Here is a 21,303-nt window from a genome sequence, read left to right on the forward strand (position 1 = left end):
GGAACTCTTGCGGACTGTCCCTGTCTATGGAACATAAACGCGGCGTCTTGCGGCGTCTATTCGATGCGTTCGAGATTGCCGTTGGCATCCATCTTGAAGCGAGTTTTCTCTTCTTCGGTTTCTTCGGCCAGGAAGGCAAGCCTTCTTGCCCGGTCCATAATCTTGATAAGCGCTTTGTAATCGTCGTTCACGACGCGATAATCGGTCTGGACCTCGCTGACTTCCTTGGAGAGACGATTATTGACTTCCCGAAGCTCCGACAGCTGATCTTCTTTATCCCGCAATTCTTTCTCGAGCGCCTTCACCTGGCGGGACAAATCCTGAACCGAATTCTTCCATTGGCGCAGGTAGCGGATAACCGCTTCCATAGATAACGAATCCGCGGTAACCAATTCGGATTTGGATGAATCCGTGTCCTCTCCGGGGAGCCGGTCCGTGATGGTATTCGCCAGAGTAGAAGCGAGGCCTTGCTTCTTAAGATAATTACGCTTCTGCCGCTGTTGCTTCGCCATTCCGATCGCCTCGTCGTACCGCTTCCGGACGAAGCTGTTCCAACGGAATCCGCATGCCGCGGACGTGCGGGCGATTCGTTGGCCGACCTCTTCGAATGCCGCCAGCTGCGTGCTTCCTTCCCGAATATGTCGAAGCGTTACTTCGGCCAATATTAAATCGTCGTCTGGACTCCATGCGTCCTGTCTGACAGCCGTCATGCGCGCATTCCCTCCTCATCAAAGATGATCTTCAATCGAATTTTTTGGCTTTTTTATTCATTTCTATGCCCGTAGTAGAGTTCATAGAATCTAGCGGTTACTTCTATGTATATCCATTTTCTGTCGCGGTATACCTCCGCGGCGAGGACCTCGGCCGTTACGAATAAAAAGACGAAAAAAAAGGAACCTTGAAGTTATGGACGAAAAGTTTGCCAATTCGTCACTTCTTCCGGTTTACACTTTGCTGGGACAACAGGTATAATATGCATGCATAGGTAAAACGGGGTTAGACAGAGAGGAGATTGCACAATGGCACGCATGTTCCGGGTATTGGGACTCTTTACGCTGCTAATCGCTTTGATGTCCTTCGCGGGCGATATGTGGGAGATGGCTTTGCTTTTCTTCATTCAGTCGGCTGTGTTCTTCTTATTCGGCTACCTGAACTTTACGGAGAAGACCTATATCTATATGTTCTGGGCATATATGGTCATCGCCTTCCTTGGGTTCACTTATTGGAGTGTATTCAAGATGGGACTCCCCGCTTAAACAAGACAAGGCAGAACGCCGGAGCCAAGCGCTCCGGCGTTTTTTTATTGCCATTATTCATGGGTCCTGCGGAAGATTTGAACCTTGAACAGTTCGCTCATCCTATCGCTTAACAGCAGTTGGCGGATCGCGCGGTTCCTTCTTGCGTTCGGATGGAAAGGATCCGCGTTGGCCAGGGGGACCAGCCCATCCAGCAAGCCCGAGTCCGTCAGGAATCGCAGCTGGGTCCCGTACCACAGCTCCTCCCATCCGGCCTCCTTGCCCGCCCTTCGCATTCCCGTAAAGTTCACGTGAGCGGTGATATCCTGTTCGCCCGGAGCCTCGTAGGGGTCGTCGCAAGCCAGATGGTTGCGGTAGCAGACGAGCGTGCCGTTCATTCGATGCGCCGCCGACAGCTCCTCGGATTCATCGCCGTAATCGATGAAGACGGCTATCGCGTCGCCGAAGGAAGAAGACCGCGCGGCGAACCATTCCTCGGCGTCGCGTCCGATCTCGCAGGTCTGTCCTTCCCGCAAGCGGATCCGGTCCCTTTCCATGCTTAGCAGCAGCTCTTCATCCGGTTCCAGCAAGCAGGAGACGAAGCGTCCCGCTCTCAAGTCCCAAGCGACGCCCCATTCCCGCACCATGCCGGCTTTCCGGATAAGCCGATGAACCGGCATCGCATCCAGCAGCTCGTTACCAACCAGAATGACGTTCCGCTCTCTCCATTCGATAGCTTCGGCTTCTTCCGGACTAAGAACGCAAGCCTTCCCTTGCTCGATTGCTTGCTCGAGGCCGCGTTGCGCTTCCTGCCGATGGGCGGGGTTGCCGTCCACGACCGATACTCGCCAACGAGTTGCCCCCTCCCTCTCCCAAGCGGAGAGCAGCTGACCCGCAAGCCTGCCCGTTCCTCCTCCCCAATCCAGTACCTCGACCTCCGAGTCGGAGCCGAAATGCTCGTCCGCCAGCCGGGCCAGACGTGAAGCCAGGCAATCCGCGAATGCTTCTCCTATGTATGAACTCGTATAGAAATCGCCGCTTCTCCCTACCCGAACCTTATCGCTTGAATAATAACCGTATTCGGGCTCGTATAAGCAAGCGGCCATGAAATCCCGGAATCGGATGGCTTTCGCCGGCTTCCCGTTCTCCGTGATCCCCTGCCGCCGCGACGTCCGTATTTTCTCCTTCAGGATGCCGATCAGAGGTAAATCCAGCTTCATCCCTTGTCTCCCCTTCGACATAACAATTGGATAAAAGTGAAACGTATTCCTGCCGAATGATTTATAATAGATCAGAGACATGACCCGCTCCGCTTGTTCATAGAATGGGAGCAGTCTCAAGCATGTCCATTCATGTCCATTCATCGGAAGGAGGTGCCCGTCATGTTGCGCCGCCTCTCTCTCCTCCTCGCCATAGGGCTGATCTTAACCGGTCTATCGGCGCTTCCGGGCGCCAATTCGCCGGTCCGTCCGGCCTATGCGGCTCCCGCCCCTTCCGGCGGGTTCAACGAGGAGACCAAGAAACTGCTGGAGAAGGGGCTTACGGTCGTCGAGATCGACCGGGAGATCGATCGCATCGCCGGGCTGCGGGCCGCTGCGGAGAAGGGCATCGAGCAGACCTCTCAGAAGCTTGCCGAGCAAGAGATTGCGATCGTCGCAAAACGCGAACAGGCCGGACGCGTTCTAAGAACCTATTACATGGGACAGAAGGATGCGATGTGGTCGGCCCTTCTGAATTCCCGTTCTCTCAAGGAACTGCTGGCAACCTGGGAGTTGATGGATCTCTTGTTCCAATCCGACCACAAGACTCTCAAGAGCTATGAGGATGAGTACGAGGATCTGCAGAAAGGCTACCGGACGCTGGAGAGAAACAAGAATGAGCTCTCTCAGGTCGAACAGGAGCTTCGCGCTCAACGCGAACGGATCCAGGCCCTTCAGAGCGAGCTGGATTCCTTGCTGGCCGCGAGCGGCGACGAAGAAGGAATGCGCAAGATGATGGCCGAGATGCAGGCGTACTGGCAGAATGTCGGCTTGTACGAAGTCAAACAAGAGTTCCGAGCCCTGTCGAAAGCGATGTCGAAGCTCCCGGATTGGTTGAAGGAGCACCCGGATGCCCTGAAAACAAGCGGACTGAAAGCAAAACTGACGATAACGGACGCCGAGCTTAACGAATTCCTGCGCAAACAAGATGATCGGCTAAGCCAGATCGCGATCGCTTTCGCCTCGGGACAAATGATTCTCGAAGGAAGCAATGGGGATATCAAAGTGAGAATCGAAGGCCATTATACGATTGAGAACGATCCGAAGAACGCCATCCTTTTCCATGTCGATAAGCTGGTCTTCAACGATCTGGAACTGCCCGATACGACTCGCCAGGATCTCGAGCGGGAGTTCGACCTGGGCTTCTATCCGCAAGAATTCATGTCTTATATCAAGGCCGATTCGGTAGAGCTTACCGACGGCAAGCTAGTCGTCGGACTCAAGCTCGGCAAGTAATCCCGCGGAAGCCTCCCAGCGCGCTCTCCAATCGGGCAGCGTGATGCCGCCCGCGAGCCACTTGAACCATAAGCTCTTTAAGAGAGAGGCGCGGGATGGGATCCCCGGCTCGACGGAGACGGTCGCCTGGTTGGGGAATCGCTGGGCGACCGCCACGGAGACCGGAAGCATATCCTTGCTTCCCTCGTAGAGCGACCGATAAACCGGAAGACGGTCCGTCGCCAAATAATTCTGCCACTGATTGTCCTCGCTCGTCATCTCCGCGATCAAACCGATCGCGGCTTCTTTGTTGTTGGAACCCGAAGAAAGCCCGAAGCTCGTGCCGCCCGGCCAGACGAAAGCGGAATTCCAGGACTCCCGATCGATCTTGAGCGCCGCGGAGGAAGAATCCGGCAGCTCGCGGAACGCCTGCTCCGCCTCGGAGTTGCGAACGATCGCGGCGGCGTAGCGTCCGGCGGCGAAGGCCGGCCAGAAACCGGGGTCCTCGCTCGGCCCGGCCGAAGCGATCCCCGCCTGCTCCTGCGCCAGCAAGGTTAACGCGGCTTCAAGCGGCCGCTCCCCCCATGTCTTGGCATCCGCTTCGAACAGCACGTCTTCTCTCTCTCCCGTTACCGCGCCAAGCCATGCCAACAGAGCATAGGGATCCTTCCGGTCGATCGCGAGCCAATTGCTGACGAGCCCCGCGTCCCTAAGCTTCTGCGGCAGGCTTTGCCACTGTTCGGGCTTTAACGGCAGCTCCATGCCGTCCGTCTCGCTCCTCACCGCTTCCAGGACATTGCGGTTCCATACCAGGACATAAGGGTCGAAGTCCTTCGGCACTCCCCAGAGATACAAGTTCCACTTCACCTGGGAGATGAGGGCATCGAACTGCTCGGACTGGGCTTCGCCGACGAACGCGGTATCCACCGGACTCAGCTTGCCGGATACGGCAAGCAGCCGGATCCATTCGTTCGGAACGAGCACGACATCGGCCTGATCGGCTATGGCAAGCCATTCTTGGTCGGTATCCGCGTCCTCCGGCTCGATCCGGTTCCAATGAATCTCCAGTTCGGGATGACTCTCCTGGTATCTCGCTCCTTGCTTCATCAGCAGTCCATAGCCTTCTTCATCGATGACGGCGGAGACGGTCAATTCGGCCGGCAGAGAATCGGTATCCACCGGCTGGAACACCGGAACGGAATCCGGTTCTTCCGGAACCGCAGTCGGAACCGTACCCGAGGAAGGAGAGGACGCAAGCGGAGAAACGAACAGCACCATTAGGCCGAGCAGCAGGATGACGAGTATCGTTTTGGGGCGCGTATCCGCCTCCTCCCTTCTCTCCTAAAGGTAAAATCTCCGGTTTAAACATTGTCCTTCTAATGATAGCAGTAATGCACGGAATTGTCGCGCAATTCTTTGTAACCGCTTTATGGGGATCAGCCGGAAGCTCCGTCCTCTCTCCCCTCGCGCGGGGAGCTGAACGAGGTCCGAATTTGTTTGAATCCCAGTCGAACCATGGGTTCTCTTAATGACAAATAAACGGCACCAGGATCCCCCTGGTGCCGCTTCTCCCCCTGCTTCCGATCCACCTACAGCCGCTCCGCCGCCAACTGAGCCAGACGAGAACGCTCGCCCTTCTCCAGGGTGACGTGGCCGCTGACGCCCTCTCCCTTGAATTGCTCGATAAGATAAGTGAGTCCGTTGCTCATCGCGTCCAGATAAGGATGATCGATCTGTTCCGGATCCCCGAGCAGGACGATCTTGCTGTTCTCGCCGACGCGCGAGACGATCGTCTTCACCTCGTGCTTGCTCAGGTTCTGCGCTTCGTCGATGATGATGAATTGGCCCGGAATGGACCGCCCCCGAATGTAGGTGAGGGCTTCCACCTGAATGCTGCCGAGTCCCATCAGAATTTTGTCCAGGTCGCCCGACTTCTTCGTGTCGAACAGAAACTCCAGGTTGTCATAGATCGGCTGCATCCACGGCCTCAGCTTCTCTTCTTTCTCGCCGGGCAGATAGCCGATATCCTTGCCCATCGGCACGACCGGACGGGCGATCAGTAGCTTCTTGTACTTGTGCTCGTCTTCTACCTTCATTAATCCCGCCGCCAGCGTCAGCAGCGTCTTGCCGGTTCCCGCGCGCCCGGATAGGGTTACGAGGGGAATCTCGTCGTTAAGCAGCAATTCTAGTGCCATTCGTTGCTGGGCGTTCCTCGCGGTGATCCCCCACACCGGATCGTTGCTCAGATGCAGCGGCTCCAGTCGATGGCCGTCCGGGCTCACTTTGAGCAGCGCCGACTTGGAAGTACCGAGCTCATCCCTCAGGATGACGAACTCGTTCGGCATCAGCTTGACGTTCAAGCCGAGGTGGTTGATGCCAAGGAACCGATAGGTATAAAATTCGTCGATCACCGAAGGGTGCACGTGCAGCGTGAGATGCCCGGCGTACTGGTCGTCCGGGGACGCGGAGCGGTCCGACAAGTAGTCCTCGGTCAAGATGCCCAGAACGTCCGCCTTGACGCGAACGAGAACGTCCTTGCTGACGAGGATGACCGGGCGGGCTTCCGCTTCTTTCTCTTGCTCCTCCATATGATAATTGAGCGCTACCGCCAGGATTCGGTTATCGTTCGTCATCTCGCCGAACAATTCCTGAACCCGGACGAAGCGTCGATGATTCATCTCAACTTTCAACAAGCCGCCGTTCTCCAGAAAAACGCCATTGTGCAGATGGCCATTCTCCCGGATACGATCGAGTTCGCGGGATACGAACCGTGCGTTGCGGCCGATCTCGTCGGCCAGCCGCTTCTTGGAATCGATCTCCTCCAGGACGACGGAAGGAATGACGACCTCGTTGTCCTCGAACGAGAACATCGCATTCGGATCGTGAAGAAGCACGTTGGTATCGAGCACGTAAATTTTTTTCAACGGTGGTCCCTCCCGGGTTCGACGGATTTGGGCGTATGGAGAACTTCTTGAATCATTGACTGCCGACGGGGAACAATGAGATCAGGTCGCTCGATAGCTGTCGAAAGCTCGGATTGCGGTGTCCGTCGCTTTCCCGGCATCCCCTCCAGACAGAATTTACGATAGGACGGTGATTGGATATGAAGCTAACTGCGATTGGCGGCGGAATTGGAACCGGCCTGCTGCTCGCATCGCTAACTTTGGGCACGGCCGCTTGCGGTTCCGCGAAGCAATCGAGTCCGGCGCCGCTGGGCAATCGGGTCAACGTGCAGAGCACGACCAACGGGACTACGGCAGCGATTACCAAGGCGAATGCATCGGAGGTAGCCGCGCACCTGGAGAAGCTGGCGACAGGCGTCAAAGGCGTCAAGGGAGCGAACTGCGTCGTGTTCGGAAAGTACGCGGTCGTCGGCATCGACGTGGAGCCTACGCTTGAACGCTCCAGGGTCGGAACGATTAAATATGCCGTAGCCGAAGCGTTCCGCAAGGATCCTTACGGCATTGACGCCGTCGTTACGGCGGACATCGATATGGCGCAGCGCCTTCGCGAGATTCGAGCCGACGCGAAGAACGGAAGGCCGATCGCCGGTTTCTCCGAAGAGATGGCGGATATTGTCGGCCGTCTGATTCCTCAGATGCCGCGCAGCGTCGTCCCGCCCGCTTCTCCGGACGGAACCGGAACGATTCACAAGCTGCAAGCTCATACGGGAGGCCGTTCCTCCCCATCGAACACCTCCGGAAAATGACAAAAAAGCCCAGTGATCGCTCACTGGGCTTTCGTAATGGCCGCGGAAAGTTGTCCATTCGGACGCTCTGCGGCAATATCGTCATTGCTGATAGCCAAATCCGGATGCGCCGCAAGGCAGACGCCGAGAGTGTCGGCACCTCTCTTCTTGTACGCAAGAAGCTCGGCCGGTCCCTCCATGCTGGAGTTCTCCGGGTGTCGACAAGTCAGATGATAAGGAAGGATCTTCTCCGCTATCGTCATCCGCCAACCTCCCTCCGGACTGATTGGACTCATTATAGCATAGGAAAGTCCGGGATTCCAAGCGGCAATCCGCGGGTTCTCCCTATTCGGCCGCGGCGCTTGCGGAGGCCGCAGGCGCTGCCTTGCGTCCTTCCGGAGTCATTTCTTCGGCTAGAGCCTGTTTCGCTTCTTCCAGCTTCTCTTTGTTCAGATATACATAAGGGCTGTCCCATACTCCTTCGAGCGGGATAAAGCGAACGCTCTCCTTGTTGATATCGTAATACGCTTTGAGCATATTGATGATCTGGTCGCGCGGAATATCGGTCCGCATGTTGTCGCCTACCGCGCCGATGACGTTGCCAAGCTTGGTCACGCCGCCGACGGACTTCATCTTGTCGATAATCGCGGCGAGCACTCGGCTCTGGCGGTCGTTGCGGTCGAAATCGCTCGAAGCCGCCGTCCCGTGATTCGACTTGCGGTACCGCACGAAGCCGAGCGCATCCTCGCCTTTGAGCGTATGATCGCCCTTCTTCAGGTTGATGTCGGTGCCGTCGGCGCTGTCCGTATAACGCATGTCTTGATCGACGTACACCTTTACGCCGCCAAGCGCGTCGATGACGTCGACGAAGCCCTTGAAGTTGATCACCGCCGAGTAGTCGACTTTGATTCCGAACATTTTGCCCAGCATGTCTTTCATCTCGTCGCGGGCGTATGCGTTAGCGTCGTCGCCTTCCTTGCCCAACTCCGATGTCGCTTTATGATGGAACCGGGCATAGAACGCATTGATCTTCCGCGAGGAATAACCTTCAAGCTGAGGATTCGTATCGCGCGGAATCGAGACGACGGTAGCCGTATTCGAATTCGGATTCATGGCGATGACCATGACCACGTCCGTATTCATGCTGCCCGTCGCTTCGCGATAGTCCGTGCCGAGAAGCAGCATCGACAATGGTTTGACCTGCGCCCTTTCTTCGGAAGCGATCGGCTTGGCGCTGCCGGCCGGAAGCGCGACATCGGTCAAAGCTTTGTTCGTTTCGTTCCAGATATAGCCCGCATAAGCAGCCAAGCCTACGATAACGACAATCAAGAATGAGAACAGGAAGAGTAAGAAGCGGCGCGGGCGACGCTTCGGCTTTTTCGGTACGGCCTTCGGGTTGCTTCTGCTCCTAGGAGGCAGCGGTGCGGGATTGCTCATTCATTCACCTCGTGATCCTCGTCGACAGCTCCTTCGGCGGCGCCGTACAGATCGCGAACGAGCTGCTCGGCAGCTTCGCGATCGAACCAGACCGTCTTAGAAGCTTCATTGCGCAGGCGATAGTCGACATATATTTTCGCGGAATCCTTAGAAACGACGGCGAACTCGGCCAGTTCGTGATCTTCGGACAAAATTTGCGCAAAAAAGTGAAGCGACTCCCGTGCCGCCTCGTCTTCGGGGCGAGCCTCGGTCATCAGCTTCATCTGCAGCCAATAGAACAACGTGTCGGTAAGGCGCATGACGAATCCTCCTATTCGTTCCGCCGAAGTCTCCCGAGACTTCCGGCGGGAATACGAATCTGGCATTCCCTCTTGCTCCGATAACCTTTACTGCTGCTTGGACGACTCCTTGCCGGAGCTATCCGCTTGTCCGCCGCGCCATTTGTCATAAAGCTGCCGCATTCTAAGCATCAGCATCATAATGACGGCGACCCCCATGCACTGGATGATCGGCAGCTTGTCGATCTGCAGCACCAGCAGCACGAGGCAGCCGATCGCCATCACGATGTACACAAGAATCTCCTTCAGGATCGGGAGCCTCCCCATCCGGAACACCGCGTTAAAGATATAGATGGTAAATGCGAGAATGATGATGTAAGAGATTAGGCGATGATCCGCGAACCATGCTTGCACAACCAATCCCTCCAGTAGGTGCGGGAAAATCCGGCGTTAAACGCCGGATTCCGCCATTTTGCGTTGCTTCTCCGCCCGTTCGCGTTCGCTCTTGACCAAGATCTTCTTGCGCAAGCGAATCGACTTCGGCGTAATCTCGCAAAGCTCGTCGTCGTTCAGGTACTCAAGCGCTTCTTCCATCGACATCAGACGAGGAGTCTTCAGCTTGACGGTCTCTTCTTTATTTGCGGTACGAATATTGTTGAGCGCCTTTTCCTTACAGATGTTGACGATGATGTCGTTATCCCGGGTGTGCTCGCCAACGAGCATTCCTTCGTAGATTTCGGTACCCGGCTCCAAGAACAGAATGCCGCGGTCTTCAACGCCCATCATGCCATACATCGTCGTAGTTCCGGTCTCGCTCGCGACGAGCACGCCTTGGTGACGTCCGCCAACCTGTCCTCCGACAATTGGACCGTACTTCTCGAACCCGTGGTTCATGACCCCGTAACCGCGAGTCAACGTCAGGAAGTTCGTGCGATAGCCGATCAAACCGCGCGCGGGGATAAGGAATTCCAGGCGAATCTGTCCGTTGCCGTTGTTGATCATGTTGACCATCTCGGCTTTGCGCGTTCCAAGGCTTTCCATCACGTTGCCCATGCTCTCTTCCGGAACATCGATCAGCAGACGTTCGATCGGCTCGCACTTAACGCCGTCGATCTCGCGGATGATAACCTCAGGCTTCGACACTTGAAGCTCGTAGCCCTCGCGGCGCATGTTCTCGATCAGAATGCCAAGGTGAAGCTCGCCGCGGCCGCTGACAATGAAGGCATCCGGGCTGTCCGTCTCTTCGACGCGCAGAGATACGTCGGTCTCCAGTTCCTTGAACAGGCGCTCGCGCAGCTTGCGGGAGGTAACGAACTTGCCTTCGCGTCCGGCGAAAGGGCTGTTGTTAACGAGGAAGCGCATTTGCAGCGTCGGCTCGTCGATCTTCAGAACCGGAAGAGCTTCCGGATTCGCCGGGTCAGCGATCGTCTCGCCGATATTGACATCCTTGATCCCTGCGATGGCAATGATGTCGCCGGCAGCGGCTTCATCCATCTCGACGCGCTTCAGCCCTTGGAAGCCGAACAGCTTCTCGATCCGAGCTTGACGGATCTTGCCTTCGCGGTCCAAGACGGCAACCGGTTGCCCTTGGCGGATCTTGCCGCGATTAACGCGTCCGATCGGAATACGTCCGAGATATTCGTTGTAGTCGAGCAGTGTAACGAGGAACTGCAACGGCTCTTCCGTATTCTCGGTCGGATACGGGATCTTCTCGATGATGGTCTCGTAGAGCGGCTCCATCGTATCGGTCAGGTTGTCCGGCTCGAGGCCGGCGATCCCGTTCAAGCCGGATGCATAGACGACCGGGAATTCCAACTGCTCGTCGTTCGCTTCGAGCTCGATGAACAGCTCGAGCACTTCGTCGATAACTTCGGCGGGGCGCGCAGCAGGACGGTCGATCTTGTTGACGACAACGATCGGAGTCAGTCCCGCTTCCAACGCTTTGCGAAGCACGAACTTCGTCTGCGGCATGCAGCCTTCGAACGCATCGACGACGAGAAGAACGCCGTCAACCATCTTCATGATCCGTTCCACTTCGCCGCCGAAGTCGGCGTGTCCCGGCGTATCGACGATGTTGATCAGGCAATCCTTGTAGTGGACGGCCGTGTTCTTGGCGAGGATCGTAATGCCGCGTTCTCTTTCCAGATCATTCGAATCCATTGCCCGTTCTTGAACTTGCTCATTTTCCCGGAACGTTCCGGATTGGCGGAGCAATTGGTCCACCAGCGTTGTTTTGCCATGGTCAACGTGCGCGATGATGGCGATATTGCGAATGCGATCTCTTGGGTGCATAGTCCCACTCCTATCTTTATATAAAGGGTCGATTCCAAGGAATATCGGCGGTATATCGGCCCTTGGTTACGGAAACAAGAAAACGTCGACGCAAGGTCGACGCTCCACCTACATCCCTTCTATTATACGCCAAACCGCTTATTAATCAAGCGGGTCTCTTCCCGAGCCTTCGATTCAGCGAAAGCGCGGGCGTTTGAGAACCATCCAAGCGCCCGCCGCGATCAGGATCACGGCAAGCAGATAGGCTCCCCATCTCCAGAGCAGCGTCATGAAGAACAGCAGCACCGAGACCGCGATCAATCCGACGGAGACCGCCCACAGCGACTTCGTGCGATCCGGGCCGAACACGTAATATTCATACAGCCCGACTCCGACGCTCAGCACGAAGAACGGCCACAAATAATTCATCGAGTGCCATCCGAACCAATTCCCGATGACGAGCAGGACCGCGATAACCGTCAGAATGCCGGCCGGAATCAGCGTGACCGCCGGAAGCATACGACCGAAATAAAGAACATGCAATAAAATACCCGGGATTAGAATTAACAGCGGCCAGAATACGGAGCCAATGAAGGCGAATACCCCTAGCTTGCCGAGCAGAATGACCAACCCCGCAGCCAGTGCCAGCACCCCTACCGCGGCGGATTGCTTGTTCACGATGTTCCCCCACTTTGTTTGAAGACTGCGAAACGGCGCCTGTTGCCCGCGTAGATGGAACGAGACGGACAGGCTTCTTTTTATCCTTAAGTGTAAAGGAAAACATCTCAAAAAACCAGTTCTTATACCGAAAATTTAGCTGCGCGAAGAGAAGAAAATCGCCCCCCGCGGACAAGGCCTTTAGGACGCGCGTTTCCGGCGGAGCAGCAAGGCGGCCGCTAGCAGAACGGCGACGGCAAGGAAAGGCAGGCTCTCCGCGACGCCTTCCGCGGCTATGGGCAGAATCTTCTTCAGGCCGGGATCTTTGAGCATCATCTCGCCGGAAGCGTAGCCAAGCAGACCGCCTCCGATGTAAACTAAGAAAGGCGCCCGATCAAGCAGGTGAATAATGAAAGAGCTGCCCCAGATAATAATAGGGATGCTCAACGCGATTCCTATGACGAGCAGGACGACATCGCCTTTCGCTACGGCAGCTACGGCCAGTACGTTGTCCAGGCTCATGACGAAGTCCGCCGCGACGATCGTCCATACCGCGCCGCCTATCGTCGATGCCGCTTGCCTCTCTTCCTCATGGCCGCCATGATCAAGGAGCAGCTTAAGCGCGATCGCGAACAGGAAGACGGCTCCGACCGTCTGCATGAAGGGCACGTTAAGCAAAGCCACGGCGGCAAGCGTAAGCCCGACGCGCAGCAAGACGGCGGCGCCGGTTCCCCACCATACGGCCGCTTGCCTCTGGGCCGGCGGGAGCTTGCGCGCGGCCATCGCGATGACAATCGCGTTGTCCCCGCTGAGCAGGAGATTGATTAGCACGATCTCTACGAACACCATGAAGCTCTCGCCTAGTCCCATACTGCACCCCCTAGAATCAGGTGTATGTACAAGCTGCGGTCGTTATGACAATGCGTAATATTTTGAATCCAATTGACGGCGGCGCCGTATTAAACTTGGATAGAGGTATGTCAGAGGAGAGGTCATCATGGATATTTTTAGCTGGGAATTTCTTACGTCATTGCTTACGATCATCTTCATCGATCTCTTGCTTGCGGGCGATAACGCCATCGTCATCGGGCTGTCGGCGAGAAATCTGCCGAAGGAAACCCAGAAGAAAGCAATCTGGCTCGGAACCGGAGGAGCCATCATTATACGGATCGTCGCGACGCTGCTCGTCGTCTACCTCCTCAAGATTCCTTTCCTGCTTGCCATTGGCGGGGTCGTCCTCATGTGGATCGCCTACAAGCTCCTTATCCAGGAGGAGCACCATGAAGAGGTTAAGCCAGGCTCCTCTCTCTGGGTAGCGGTGCGCACGATCGTTATCGCCGACGCCGCCATGGGACTCGATAACGTGATCGCCGTCGCCGGCGCCGCTCACGGGGAGACGCTGCTCGTCGTGCTCGGCTTGCTGATCAGCATTCCCGTCGTCGTCTGGGGCAGCACGCTGTTCGTCGGCCTCCTTAACCGCTTCCCTTGGATCGTGTACATCGGCTCCGCCGTTCTGGCTTATACGGCTTCCAAGATGGTTACCCACGAGCCGAAGCTGCACGGCCTGTTCGACGACAATCCCGTTCTGAAGTATACGTTTATCACCGTCATGGTCGTGATCATCATCGTCGGCGGCCTGTGGACCAATTCGATCAAGGCTCACAAAGCCAAAGTCAAGGCGGCCTCGGCGGGCTCGCTGGCCGGATCGAAACGCAGATAAAGATAAAGTAGAAGGCCTTCCCTTCGTCCTCCGGGACGACAGGGAAGGCCTTCTATCATTTGGATTAGAACCAACGATCCTCGGCTGCCGGTTCGGGCTGCCTCTCCGACTTGCGTACGAGTCGGCCGGCCGGCGTCATGACGATCGTCTCGGTGTTGTTCACCGCTTCGTCGATCATTCGCTTAAGCTCATCTCCCCACGCGGCTTCCGCGCTTTCGACGACCCGCAGGTTCGGATTCGTCGCCGGGGATTTCGGAACGAACAGCGTGCAGCAATCCTCGAACGGAAGGATCGACGTCTCATAGGTTCCGATTTTCTCCGCATAGCGGATGATGTCCAGCTTGTCCATCATGACAAGCGGCCGCAGCAGCGGGATCGAGATCGTGCGGCCGATGACGTTCATGCTGCTCAGCGTCTGGCTGGCGACCTGCCCAAGGCTGTCGCCCGTGACGATCGCGAGCGCGCCGCTGCGTTCCGCCAGCTTCTCCGCGATTCGCAGCATCGCGCGCCGCATGAAGGTGATGATCAGATGTTCATGCCCGCTCTGCGCCATTCGGGTCTGCAGGTCCGTGAAAGGAACGAGATGGAGCTTGATCTTCCCTCCGTAATGGGCGAGCCGCTGCGTTAAGGTGATGACCTTCTCCGTCGCTTGCTCGCTCGTGAACGGGTAGCTGTGGAAGTGGATGGCTTCGATCTCCAGCCCTTTGCGCATGGCCATCCAGCCGGCCACCGGGCTGTCGATCCCTCCGGACAGCATCAGCATCGCCTTGCCGTTCATTCCCAGCGGGAATCCCCCCGCCCCCGGAATCATCGAGGAATACAGAAACACGCCTTGCGGCTGAATGTCGACCTTGAGCTCGACGTCCGGGTGACGGACGTCCACCTTCAGCTCGGGCGTATTGCGCAGCACGTGCGCGCCGACCAGATGGTTCATCTCCTGGGAATCGTGCGGATATTCCTTCCACGCCCGCTTTACCGTAACCTTGAACGTCTTCGGCACCGGCCGCTCCGATTGCATCAGTTGAAGAGCTTTGTCTCGGATATCCTCAAGCTCGTGGCTTGCCCGGAGAACGGGACTGAAGGAGTGCAGGCCGAAAATCTCCTGCAGCTTAGCCGCGACCTCGTCGTAGCTCTCCCCGTTCAATTGGATGTAGACCCGTCCGAAGTTTTTCTCGTACTGCACCGCCTCGAAGGTTCGAAGCGCTTGCTTCAGCTTGAGGAACATCAGGTCCTCGAATTTCTTGCGATTGCGCCCCTTCAGCGTCAATTCGCCATATCGCACCAAGATCAATTCGTAATCCATTACCGGCTCCTCTCCAGCGGCTTGAGCTTAGCGACCGTTGCCTTTAATCTGCGAACCAGCTCGTCCACGTCCTCCGCCTCATGCTCGTCTCCGAAGCTGATGCGCAGGCTGCCGGAAGCGCGATCCGCGTCCATTCCCATCGCCAGCAGCACGCGGCTCGGCTTGAGGCTCTTGGAGGAGCAGGCCGATTGCGTGGAGAGGAACACTCCGTTGCCCTCGAGCATATGAACGAGAACCTCCGGCCTCATCCCGGGATAGGACAGGTTAACGACCTGGGGCGAGACAAGCCGTTCCTCCTCCGGCACGTTAAGCAGGAGCTCCGGAATGCTCCTCGTCTGCTCGATCAATTGCCGCCTTAGAGCGAACATTCTCTCTCTCCTGCCAGCCATGGATTCCATCGTCAAGCGCAGAGCCTGCGACATCCCGACGATTCCCGGCAGGTTGTGCGTGCCTCCGCGGAAGCCGTCCTCTTGCCCGCCGCCTTCCTGCAGAGGCTCCAGTTCGATGCCTTCTCTCTTAAGCAGGAAGCCGACTCCCTTCGGACCGCGGAATTTGTGGGCGGAACCGGAATAGAGATCGATGCCCTTGGCTCCCCACTTCAGCGGAACCTTGCCTACGGCCTGAACGCCGTCAACGTGGAACCGGATCTGAGGATAGCCGGAGAGCAGCTCGGCAATCTCTTCGATCGGCTGGATGACGCCGGTCTCGTTGTTGACGTGCATCACGCTGACCAGCTGGGTATTCGGGCGGATTGCCGCTTCGACGTCCGCCACCGATACTCTGCCCGTTCGGTCGACCGGAAGGAACGTGACCTCGATGCCGAACCTCTCCAGCTGCTTGGCGGTATTGTAGACGGAGGAATGCTCGATCGACGTCGTAATCAGGTGTCTAGGAGCTTTTCTACCCCCGGAGAATAAGATCCCCTTTAGAGCCAGATTGTTGCTCTCGGTGCCTCCCGAAGTGAACAGCACCTCTTCCGGTTTCGCTCCGAGCGATTGCGCTGCCGATGCGCGGGCGCGCTCGACCAGCTTGGCCGCTTCTTGTCCCGACCGGTGGAGGGCTGTCGAATTGGCATAATGAAGCCCCATCAGCTCGCTCACCGTTTGAATGACCTGCTCGTAAGGAGGAGTGGAAGCGCAATGATCGAAATAATAGTTCTTCAAGTGGACTCTCTCCTCTCTGGACATTTATTATATACCCGTTTATGTATGCAAAAAAAGATCAAAGCCGGATTCGCATCCCGCTTTGATCTTATCACAGGTCATTCGCGAATGACCAAATGGGTAAATTTAGATGGACGAGCTCCACAGATTGCGATTGGAGAGCACTTTCCCGATATAGGCCTGCGTCTCGGCCGGCAGCTCGGATAATCGGGAGATCAGCTCCTCGTTCGAAGCGATTCCCAGCCGATCGACGCGTCCCGGTCCCGCGTTGTAGGCGGCCAGCGCGGTCGCTTCGCTGCCGTTGTACTTGCGGAGCAGGTACGAGAGATATCTCGTGCCGCCGTCAATGTTCTGGGCCGGATCGAAGGAATCCGTCACGCCCAGGCCTTGGGCGGTACCGTCCATCAATTGCATAAGTCCTTTCGCTCCGACGGACGATTCCGCATCCCAACGGAACGAAGATTCCGATTGAATGACTCCCTTGATCAGAGCAGGATCGACGCCGTACTGACTGGCTGCCTGCCGAATAAGGCCGTCGTACATCGAAGTGTAGCCCGTATCGTTGACAAGACCGCCTCCCGACAGACCGCCCATTAGCGAGGTCAGGTAGCTTCCGGAAGAGGAGCCGCCGAGTCCGCTTAGTCCAGCCAAGCCGGATAAGCCCGTATAGCCGGATAAGCCCGACAGACCGCCAAGTCCATAGCTGCCAAGACCGCTCAGAGAGCCTAAGCCGCTCAATCCCCCCAGCCCCAACGAGCTCCCCAGGCTGGAATAATCGGCTAACGCATCCGAGGACTCTCCGGAATCCGAAGACAGCATTTGATTCAGCAATTGCGCGAACAGGTCGTCTCCGGTTCCGGCGGAAGACGCATACGAAGTCTTCGTATCGAAAGGATTGACGCCGCTCATAAATTGCGTGAGCAGCAGTTCCTTCATCATCCGAGGGTCCATGGTCACTCTATCCGTCATCGTCGTCTCTCCCGAATCGTCGTTGTACAAGTCTTTCCAATATTGTACAACATTTTTCGGCAGAAAGGATAGCCGGACTTAATGCCTAGTTGTCGAACGATGCCGATCCATAGTCCCAATTATTGCGAATAAATTGGTATTAATTAGTAATTCCTTACTCTTTAGGCTTGAACGTCAAGCAGCATGTCGTCTTCGAGCTCCCGGCAACATCCTGATGCTCCGCGAACCCTTCTTCGGCGAATTCGGCGTCCTCGAACTTTCGCTTCGAATGGGCGTCGATCTCGATCGCGATTCGGCTGGCCGCGCATAAATTCCCTTCCCCCCAGAATGAACAATTGCTTACGCTGCAGGATACGCCATTCGGCATAAAAAACTCACCCCCCGATTCTAGTGTGCGCACCGCTTTGGCTGCGGTATGCGAATCGAGGGGTGGGGGTTGGAGGAAGCCGTCTGTCCCGGCAGGCTCCGTTATTAGGATTTGGCTTGCATTCGTTTGTGCGTCAGGTACTCGCTCTCGTAGTAAGCGAGCTCATCGCGAAGCTCCTCGTAGCTGCGGGAAATCCCGAGCACGACGTCGCGTTCGGCGCGGGACGGCTTGGCGCGGAAGCGAATCGCGTCTTGTCCCGTATAAGCGTAGCGCCCGTCTTCCGAGTAAGCTTCGTTCTTCGGATAGAAGTACGAATTGACGCAATGATGGTAAACCTCATATAGAACCCGCTCAGCGGCGTCGGTATCGAAGTTAGGGCGACGCAGCAGCGCTCCGAGCTTCTCGTAAGCGACTTCGGAGAACACGAGCAGATGGCGAAGATCGGACAGCAGTCCCGCATGCACGTTGACCGAGTCGTCGCTGGCGCCTTCCGTTAGCTGCGGCAGCGCAAAGTTATTAAGGAACGTCTCAAGCTGTTCGATCGCGAATTTTAATTTCTCCCGGCTGAATTCGGCAATCGCCTTCACATTGGCGGTTGGCATGATAAGCTTTCCCCTTTCATTCTCCACAAGCGCGTCATTCGGTTCGTATTCCTCGACTCAATCGAGGGTATGCAAAATGGTCGTCTTGTCCGAGAGACTCTGGGACATGTGACGAAAATCAAAATCATAGTACCACAAATCGCTGGGAAACGGTACTGCCAAGGAAGAAAATAGCCGTATATTTTTGCCCCCGAACTCCAAGCTAACCTTAAGAAGATCATCTTAAGCGATTGTGCAAAAGGAGGAAACGCCCTCGTGCGCCGCAACGCCCTCGTAGGCTTATTATTTACGGCAGGAGTAGCTTTGTTCGTCGTGCCGCTTATCGCGCCACCCAAGACTGTCAAATCCCCCGCTCCCAGCCCGGCGTCGTACCGGTCGGAGCAGCGCATGCTTACGCATTCGAATTCGCCGCAAACGTCGATTCCTAGGCGATTGACGGCTAGGGAGGAAGCCGCTTACAAGAAAACCAGCATCCAACGCGACATGGAAGCCTCGGAGAAGCTGTGCAGGCTGGATTGTACGAGGGACATGAGGAACTTCGTGGCCGAGCACGGGCGAGTTCCCGATTCCAACCGCTCTGCCCACTTGAAGCAGGTCGTTAAGGCCCATCCGCATATGGTTCAAGTGACGTGGGTGCGCAACGGAGTGCGCGTTCAGGAAGGCGAGACATCGGCTTCTCTGCTGAAGATCGCTTCCAAGGACCTTGCGCAAGCGAAGGCCTCCCTCAAGGAAGGCAAGGGCTACGAGTCGCCTTCGTTCCAATATGACGGAATGACTCATTTCGTTATGGCGCACCCGGACGGGGGCAAAAAAGGGGACGGCGTGATCGCGCTGGTCCGTACGGATATCGTGCAGGAGGTGGAACGGCATCAGCGCCGCAACTTGCGGGTCGTTCCGTATCCGGCGGAAGGCCGTTATCGCCTGGAATCGGTCGTTCCCGGCACCAACAAAGATATTACGGTACGGACGGGAGAAGACAACGGCAAGGCGAGCCACTACGCGGTGGACGAGGTCGTGGTCAAGTTCCGCAAGCCGCTTACCGATCGGGAGCTCCTCAAGATGCGCAAGGAACTTAAACTCACGGTCGTGCGCCATCGCGGCCAAACGTACCTGTTCCGTTCGAGCAGCCACAGCATGGACGAGCTGAAGCATTATTTCGCCAAGTGGAATCCGATCTTCGTGGAGCCTCACTACCTCTACCTGACGAACGAGAACGGCATCGCGGGATCGGACGCTGGCAAAGGCCCCGAGGTGATCCCGAACGACACCCTGTACTCGCAGTACCAATGGAATCTGCCGGAGATCGCGACGGAGAAGGGCTGGACCGTAACTCGCGGCAAGGATGATATTGTGGTGGCCGTCGTGGACACGGGCGTGCAGATGGATCATCCCGATCTGCAGGGACGCCTTGTCGAAGGCAAAAACATTATCGATCCCTCCGCGAAGCCGAACGACGACGTCGGACATGGCACCCACGTCGCCGGCATCATCGCCGCCAAGGTCAACAATAACGAAGGCATCGCCGGCATGACCTGGCAGACCAAGATCATGCCCGTCAAGGTACTGGACAGCTCGGGAGCCGGAACGGCCTACTCCGTGGCGGAAGGAATCATCTGGGCGGCCGATCACGGCGCGAACGTCATTAACATGAGCCTCGGCAACTACGCATCCGCCGAGTTCCTCCATGACGCCGTCAAGTACGCTCACGATAAAGGCGTCGTGCTGATCGCGGCCAGCGGCAACGACAATACGGATCAGCCCGGTTATCCGGCGGCCTATCCGGAAGTATTCGCCGTCGCGGCGACGAATCAGGACGAATCGAAAGCCGAATACTCCAACTTCGGGGACTACATCGATGTCGCCGCCCCAGGCACTTCGATCGCCAGCACCTACCCGGGGAGCCGTTATGCCGCTTTGTCGGGCACGTCGATGGCAAGCCCCCATGTCTCCGCTCTTGCCTCTCTTGTCCGGGCAGCCAATCCTTCCCTGACGAATGAGCAAGTCATGGAGCTGCTGCGAAGCACCGCGAAGGATCTCGGAGCCAAGGGCAAGGACGCGGACTTCGGGTATGGGCAGATCGACGTGAATGCGGCCGTGGCGGCCGCTAGCGGCGGAGGCGTCGGCGGAGGCATCGGAGCCGCGCCGAACGCGGAACCGGCCGCAAGCGCGGAAGCGGGAGCGGCCGCCGGATCGCTGCAGCTCTATCCTCAGCGGGTACGGCGCGAGGTGGAGGATCTGCTGCGAAGCCGCCCGTCTCCTTGATCGTGCGAGAACCTGAGAAGGCTGAATAGCCGACTCAGGTTTTTTGTCGTTTTTCATGCTTTTTTAAGCATTTGCTTGTACAATGATAAAAGCTATGTCCATGTGGCAATACATAGAAAGAAGGGAAGAGATCCTCCTTGCAGAAAGCGCAGAGAAAAGCAGAAGAAAGGCAACGAAAGGAACAGCAAAAGAAACAGAAGCAGCGCCAGATGAGAGTCATTATGTGGTCGACGGCCGCCGTTTTTGTCGCTTTAATAGCCATAGTCGTTATTTTCAAGCCGGATCCGAAGCCCGTCGCTTTGAATTATGAAGGAGCGCCGCTGCTCGGCTCCGAGGACGCTCCCGTTAAGCTGGCCGAATTCGGCGACTTCAAGTGCCCGGCTTGCCGTTACTTCACCCTTAGCGTTCTTCCGGAGATTCAAGAGAAATACATCGATACCGGCAAAGTCTCCCTGTCCTTCTTCAACTATCCGATCATCAGCGCCGATTCGACGACGGCTGCGCTCGCCGCCCAATCGGTTTATCATCAGAGCAACGAAGAGTTCTGGAAGTATTACGAGGAACTGTACAACAAGCAGCCCGATGAGAGTATTGCCTGGGCAACGACCGACTACCTGGTCGATCTGGCGAAGTCGCTCGACTTGAAGATCGATTACGACAAGCTGAGAAGCGACATCGAGAACAAAACGTACCAGAGCGAGATCGACGAACAGAACAAGCTTGCGCAGAAAGAACAATTCCCGGGAACTCCCGCCGTGCTGGTCGACGGCAAAAGACTGGACGACAGCGTCTCGCTCGATCCGAAGAAGTTCCTGGAGAGAATCGAGAAAGCCGTTAACGACGCAGCAAAAGAGAACGCTTGACGGAGGAATGGCGC

22 protein-coding genes are annotated in these 21,303 nt (G+C 56.7%); 6 read left to right on the forward strand and 16 right to left on the reverse strand.

All coding sequences use genetic code 11. The features are described 5' to 3' along the window. Positions 1 to 56 precede the first annotated feature (56 nt). Positions 57 to 710 (reverse strand): RsfA family transcriptional regulator, encoded by a 654-nt coding sequence (locus ELR57_RS03275; protein WP_126957230.1) that lies wholly within the window; start codon positions 708 to 710, stop codon positions 57 to 59. Between the two features lie 309 nt (positions 711 to 1,019). Between ELR57_RS03275 and ELR57_RS03280 the strand changes: the two genes are divergently transcribed. Further along, a complete protein-coding gene (locus tag ELR57_RS03280) occupies positions 1,020 to 1,256 on the forward strand; it encodes a DUF2626 family protein (RefSeq protein ID WP_126957232.1) in 237 nt (78 codons plus the stop codon). 53 nt (positions 1,257 to 1,309) lie between these two features. Here the strand turns inward: ELR57_RS03280 and ELR57_RS03285 are convergent, their stop codons facing one another. After that, a complete protein-coding gene (locus ELR57_RS03285) occupies positions 1,310 to 2,455 on the reverse strand; it encodes a class I SAM-dependent methyltransferase (protein ID WP_158629917.1) in 1,146 nt (381 codons plus the stop codon). Between the two features lie 162 nt (positions 2,456 to 2,617). On the opposite strand from ELR57_RS03285, the gene ELR57_RS03290 reads away from it, so the two are divergent. Continuing rightward, entirely contained in the window at positions 2,618 to 3,730 is a 1,113-nt protein-coding gene (locus ELR57_RS03290) for a coiled-coil domain-containing protein (protein WP_126957236.1), read from the forward strand. Here ELR57_RS03290 and ELR57_RS03295 read toward each other — a convergent pair. Next, positions 3,701 to 4,987, reverse strand: a complete 1,287-nt coding sequence (locus ELR57_RS03295) for an extracellular solute-binding protein (RefSeq protein ID WP_126957238.1) — start codon at positions 4,985 to 4,987, stop codon at positions 3,701 to 3,703. The two genes, ELR57_RS03290 and ELR57_RS03295, sit on opposite strands and share 30 nt — an antisense overlap. Positions 4,988 to 5,298: 311 nt before the next feature. Continuing rightward, positions 5,299 to 6,633, reverse strand: coding sequence for a PhoH family protein (locus tag ELR57_RS03300; protein WP_126957240.1), 1,335 nt, complete (start codon positions 6,631 to 6,633; stop codon positions 5,299 to 5,301). Positions 6,634 to 6,812: 179 nt separating this feature from the next. Here ELR57_RS03300 and ELR57_RS03305 point away from each other — a divergent pair, with 179 nt between their 5' ends. Next, positions 6,813 to 7,418, forward strand: a complete 606-nt coding sequence (locus ELR57_RS03305; RefSeq protein ID WP_126957242.1) for a YhcN/YlaJ family sporulation lipoprotein — start codon at positions 6,813 to 6,815, stop codon at positions 7,416 to 7,418. 20 nt (positions 7,419 to 7,438) lie between these two features. Here ELR57_RS03305 and ELR57_RS03310 read toward each other — a convergent pair whose 3' ends face one another. The 7 genes from ELR57_RS03310 to ELR57_RS03340 form a co-directional block, all read right to left on the reverse strand. Next, complete coding sequence (locus ELR57_RS03310) at positions 7,439 to 7,660, reverse strand: hypothetical protein (protein WP_126957244.1); 222 nt, start codon at positions 7,658 to 7,660, stop codon at positions 7,439 to 7,441. Positions 7,661 to 7,742: 82 nt separating this feature from the next. After that, on the reverse strand, positions 7,743 to 8,834 hold the full coding sequence (locus ELR57_RS03315; protein WP_126957246.1) for an LCP family protein: 1,092 nt from the start codon (positions 8,832 to 8,834) through the stop codon (positions 7,743 to 7,745). Further along, positions 8,831 to 9,133, reverse strand: coding sequence for a hypothetical protein (locus tag ELR57_RS03320; protein ID WP_126957248.1), 303 nt, complete (start codon positions 9,131 to 9,133; stop codon positions 8,831 to 8,833). Before ELR57_RS03320 ends, ELR57_RS03315 begins: the two co-directional genes overlap by 4 nt. Positions 9,134 to 9,220: 87 nt before the next feature. Beyond that, entirely contained in the window at positions 9,221 to 9,526 is a 306-nt protein-coding gene (locus tag ELR57_RS03325; RefSeq protein WP_126957250.1) for a YlaH-like family protein, read from the reverse strand. Between the two features lie 36 nt (positions 9,527 to 9,562). After that, entirely contained in the window at positions 9,563 to 11,404 is a 1,842-nt protein-coding gene (gene typA, locus ELR57_RS03330; protein WP_126957252.1) for a translational GTPase TypA, read from the reverse strand. Between the two features lie 174 nt (positions 11,405 to 11,578). After that, positions 11,579 to 12,061, reverse strand: coding sequence for a hypothetical protein (locus ELR57_RS03335; RefSeq protein ID WP_370452194.1), 483 nt, complete (start codon positions 12,059 to 12,061; stop codon positions 11,579 to 11,581). Positions 12,062 to 12,241: 180 nt separating this feature from the next. Beyond that, positions 12,242 to 12,910, reverse strand: coding sequence for a TerC family protein (locus ELR57_RS03340; RefSeq protein ID WP_126957254.1), 669 nt, complete (start codon positions 12,908 to 12,910; stop codon positions 12,242 to 12,244). Positions 12,911 to 13,037: 127 nt separating this feature from the next. Here ELR57_RS03340 and ELR57_RS03345 point away from each other — a divergent pair, with 127 nt between their 5' ends. Continuing rightward, complete coding sequence (locus ELR57_RS03345; protein WP_126957256.1) at positions 13,038 to 13,760, forward strand: TerC family protein; 723 nt, start codon at positions 13,038 to 13,040, stop codon at positions 13,758 to 13,760. A gap of 64 nt (positions 13,761 to 13,824) precedes the next feature. Here ELR57_RS03345 and thiI read toward each other — a convergent pair whose 3' ends face one another. The 5 genes from thiI to ELR57_RS03370 all read right to left on the reverse strand — a co-directional run bounded on the left by thiI (position 13,825) and on the right by ELR57_RS03370 (position 18,164). After that, complete coding sequence (thiI, locus tag ELR57_RS03350) at positions 13,825 to 15,063, reverse strand: tRNA uracil 4-sulfurtransferase ThiI (protein WP_126957258.1); 1,239 nt, start codon at positions 15,061 to 15,063, stop codon at positions 13,825 to 13,827. Continuing rightward, on the reverse strand, positions 15,063 to 16,226 hold the full coding sequence (locus tag ELR57_RS03355) for a cysteine desulfurase family protein (RefSeq protein ID WP_238162383.1): 1,164 nt from the start codon (positions 16,224 to 16,226) through the stop codon (positions 15,063 to 15,065). The genes thiI and ELR57_RS03355 overlap by 1 nt, the downstream gene beginning before the upstream one ends. A 126-nt stretch (positions 16,227 to 16,352) precedes the next feature. Continuing rightward, on the reverse strand, positions 16,353 to 17,195 hold the full coding sequence (locus ELR57_RS03360; protein ID WP_238162384.1) for a lytic transglycosylase domain-containing protein: 843 nt from the start codon (positions 17,193 to 17,195) through the stop codon (positions 16,353 to 16,355). Positions 17,196 to 17,349: 154 nt separating this feature from the next. Continuing rightward, a complete protein-coding gene (locus tag ELR57_RS03365) occupies positions 17,350 to 17,562 on the reverse strand; it encodes a DUF1540 domain-containing protein (RefSeq protein ID WP_126957262.1) in 213 nt (70 codons plus the stop codon). Positions 17,563 to 17,666: 104 nt separating this feature from the next. Beyond that, positions 17,667 to 18,164: a DUF3907 family protein gene (locus tag ELR57_RS03370; RefSeq protein WP_126957264.1), complete on the reverse strand. Its 498-nt coding sequence runs from the start codon at positions 18,162 to 18,164 to the stop codon at positions 17,667 to 17,669. Positions 18,165 to 18,419: 255 nt separating this feature from the next. On the opposite strand from ELR57_RS03370, the gene ELR57_RS03375 reads away from it, so the two are divergent. Both ELR57_RS03375 and ELR57_RS03380 read left to right on the forward strand, forming a co-directional pair. Further along, positions 18,420 to 20,426 (forward strand): S8 family peptidase, encoded by a 2,007-nt coding sequence (locus ELR57_RS03375; protein WP_238162385.1) that lies wholly within the window; start codon positions 18,420 to 18,422, stop codon positions 20,424 to 20,426. A gap of 209 nt (positions 20,427 to 20,635) precedes the next feature. Continuing rightward, complete coding sequence (locus tag ELR57_RS03380; protein ID WP_126957266.1) at positions 20,636 to 21,289, forward strand: DsbA family protein; 654 nt, start codon at positions 20,636 to 20,638, stop codon at positions 21,287 to 21,289. The last annotated feature ends 14 nt before the right edge of the window (positions 21,290 to 21,303 follow it).

This window comes from Cohnella sp. AR92 (assembly GCF_003990975.1).
Lineage (GTDB): Bacteria > Bacillota > Bacilli > Paenibacillales > Paenibacillaceae > Cohnella.

Coding starts and splice junctions, on each gene's coding strand:
- ELR57_RS03275 (WP_126957230.1), bottom strand. CDS start 710: ATGACGGCTGTCAGACAGGACGCATGGAGTCCAGACGACGATTTAATA.
- ELR57_RS03280 (WP_126957232.1), top strand. CDS start 1,020: ATGGCACGCATGTTCCGGGTATTGGGACTCTTTACGCTGCTAATCGCT.
- ELR57_RS03285 (WP_158629917.1), bottom strand. CDS start 2,455: ATGAAGCTGGATTTACCTCTGATCGGCATCCTGAAGGAGAAAATACGG.
- ELR57_RS03290 (WP_126957236.1), top strand. CDS start 2,618: ATGTTGCGCCGCCTCTCTCTCCTCCTCGCCATAGGGCTGATCTTAACC.
- ELR57_RS03295 (WP_126957238.1), bottom strand. CDS start 4,987: ATGGTGCTGTTCGTTTCTCCGCTTGCGTCCTCTCCTTCCTCGGGTACG.
- ELR57_RS03305 (WP_126957242.1), top strand. CDS start 6,813: ATGAAGCTAACTGCGATTGGCGGCGGAATTGGAACCGGCCTGCTGCTC.
- ELR57_RS03310 (WP_126957244.1), bottom strand. CDS start 7,660: ATGACGATAGCGGAGAAGATCCTTCCTTATCATCTGACTTGTCGACAC.
- ELR57_RS03315 (WP_126957246.1), bottom strand. CDS start 8,834: ATGAGCAATCCCGCACCGCTGCCTCCTAGGAGCAGAAGCAACCCGAAG.
- ELR57_RS03320 (WP_126957248.1), bottom strand. CDS start 9,133: ATGCGCCTTACCGACACGTTGTTCTATTGGCTGCAGATGAAGCTGATG.
- typA (WP_126957252.1), bottom strand. CDS start 11,404: ATGCACCCAAGAGATCGCATTCGCAATATCGCCATCATCGCGCACGTT.
- ELR57_RS03340 (WP_126957254.1), bottom strand. CDS start 12,910: ATGGGACTAGGCGAGAGCTTCATGGTGTTCGTAGAGATCGTGCTAATC.
- ELR57_RS03345 (WP_126957256.1), top strand. CDS start 13,038: ATGGATATTTTTAGCTGGGAATTTCTTACGTCATTGCTTACGATCATC.
- thiI (WP_126957258.1), bottom strand. CDS start 15,063: ATGGATTACGAATTGATCTTGGTGCGATATGGCGAATTGACGCTGAAG.
- ELR57_RS03360 (WP_238162384.1), bottom strand. CDS start 17,195: ATGACGGATAGAGTGACCATGGACCCTCGGATGATGAAGGAACTGCTG.
- ELR57_RS03365 (WP_126957262.1), bottom strand. CDS start 17,562: ATGCCGAATGGCGTATCCTGCAGCGTAAGCAATTGTTCATTCTGGGGG.
- ELR57_RS03370 (WP_126957264.1), bottom strand. CDS start 18,164: ATGCCAACCGCCAATGTGAAGGCGATTGCCGAATTCAGCCGGGAGAAA.
- ELR57_RS03380 (WP_126957266.1), top strand. CDS start 20,636: ATGAGAGTCATTATGTGGTCGACGGCCGCCGTTTTTGTCGCTTTAATA.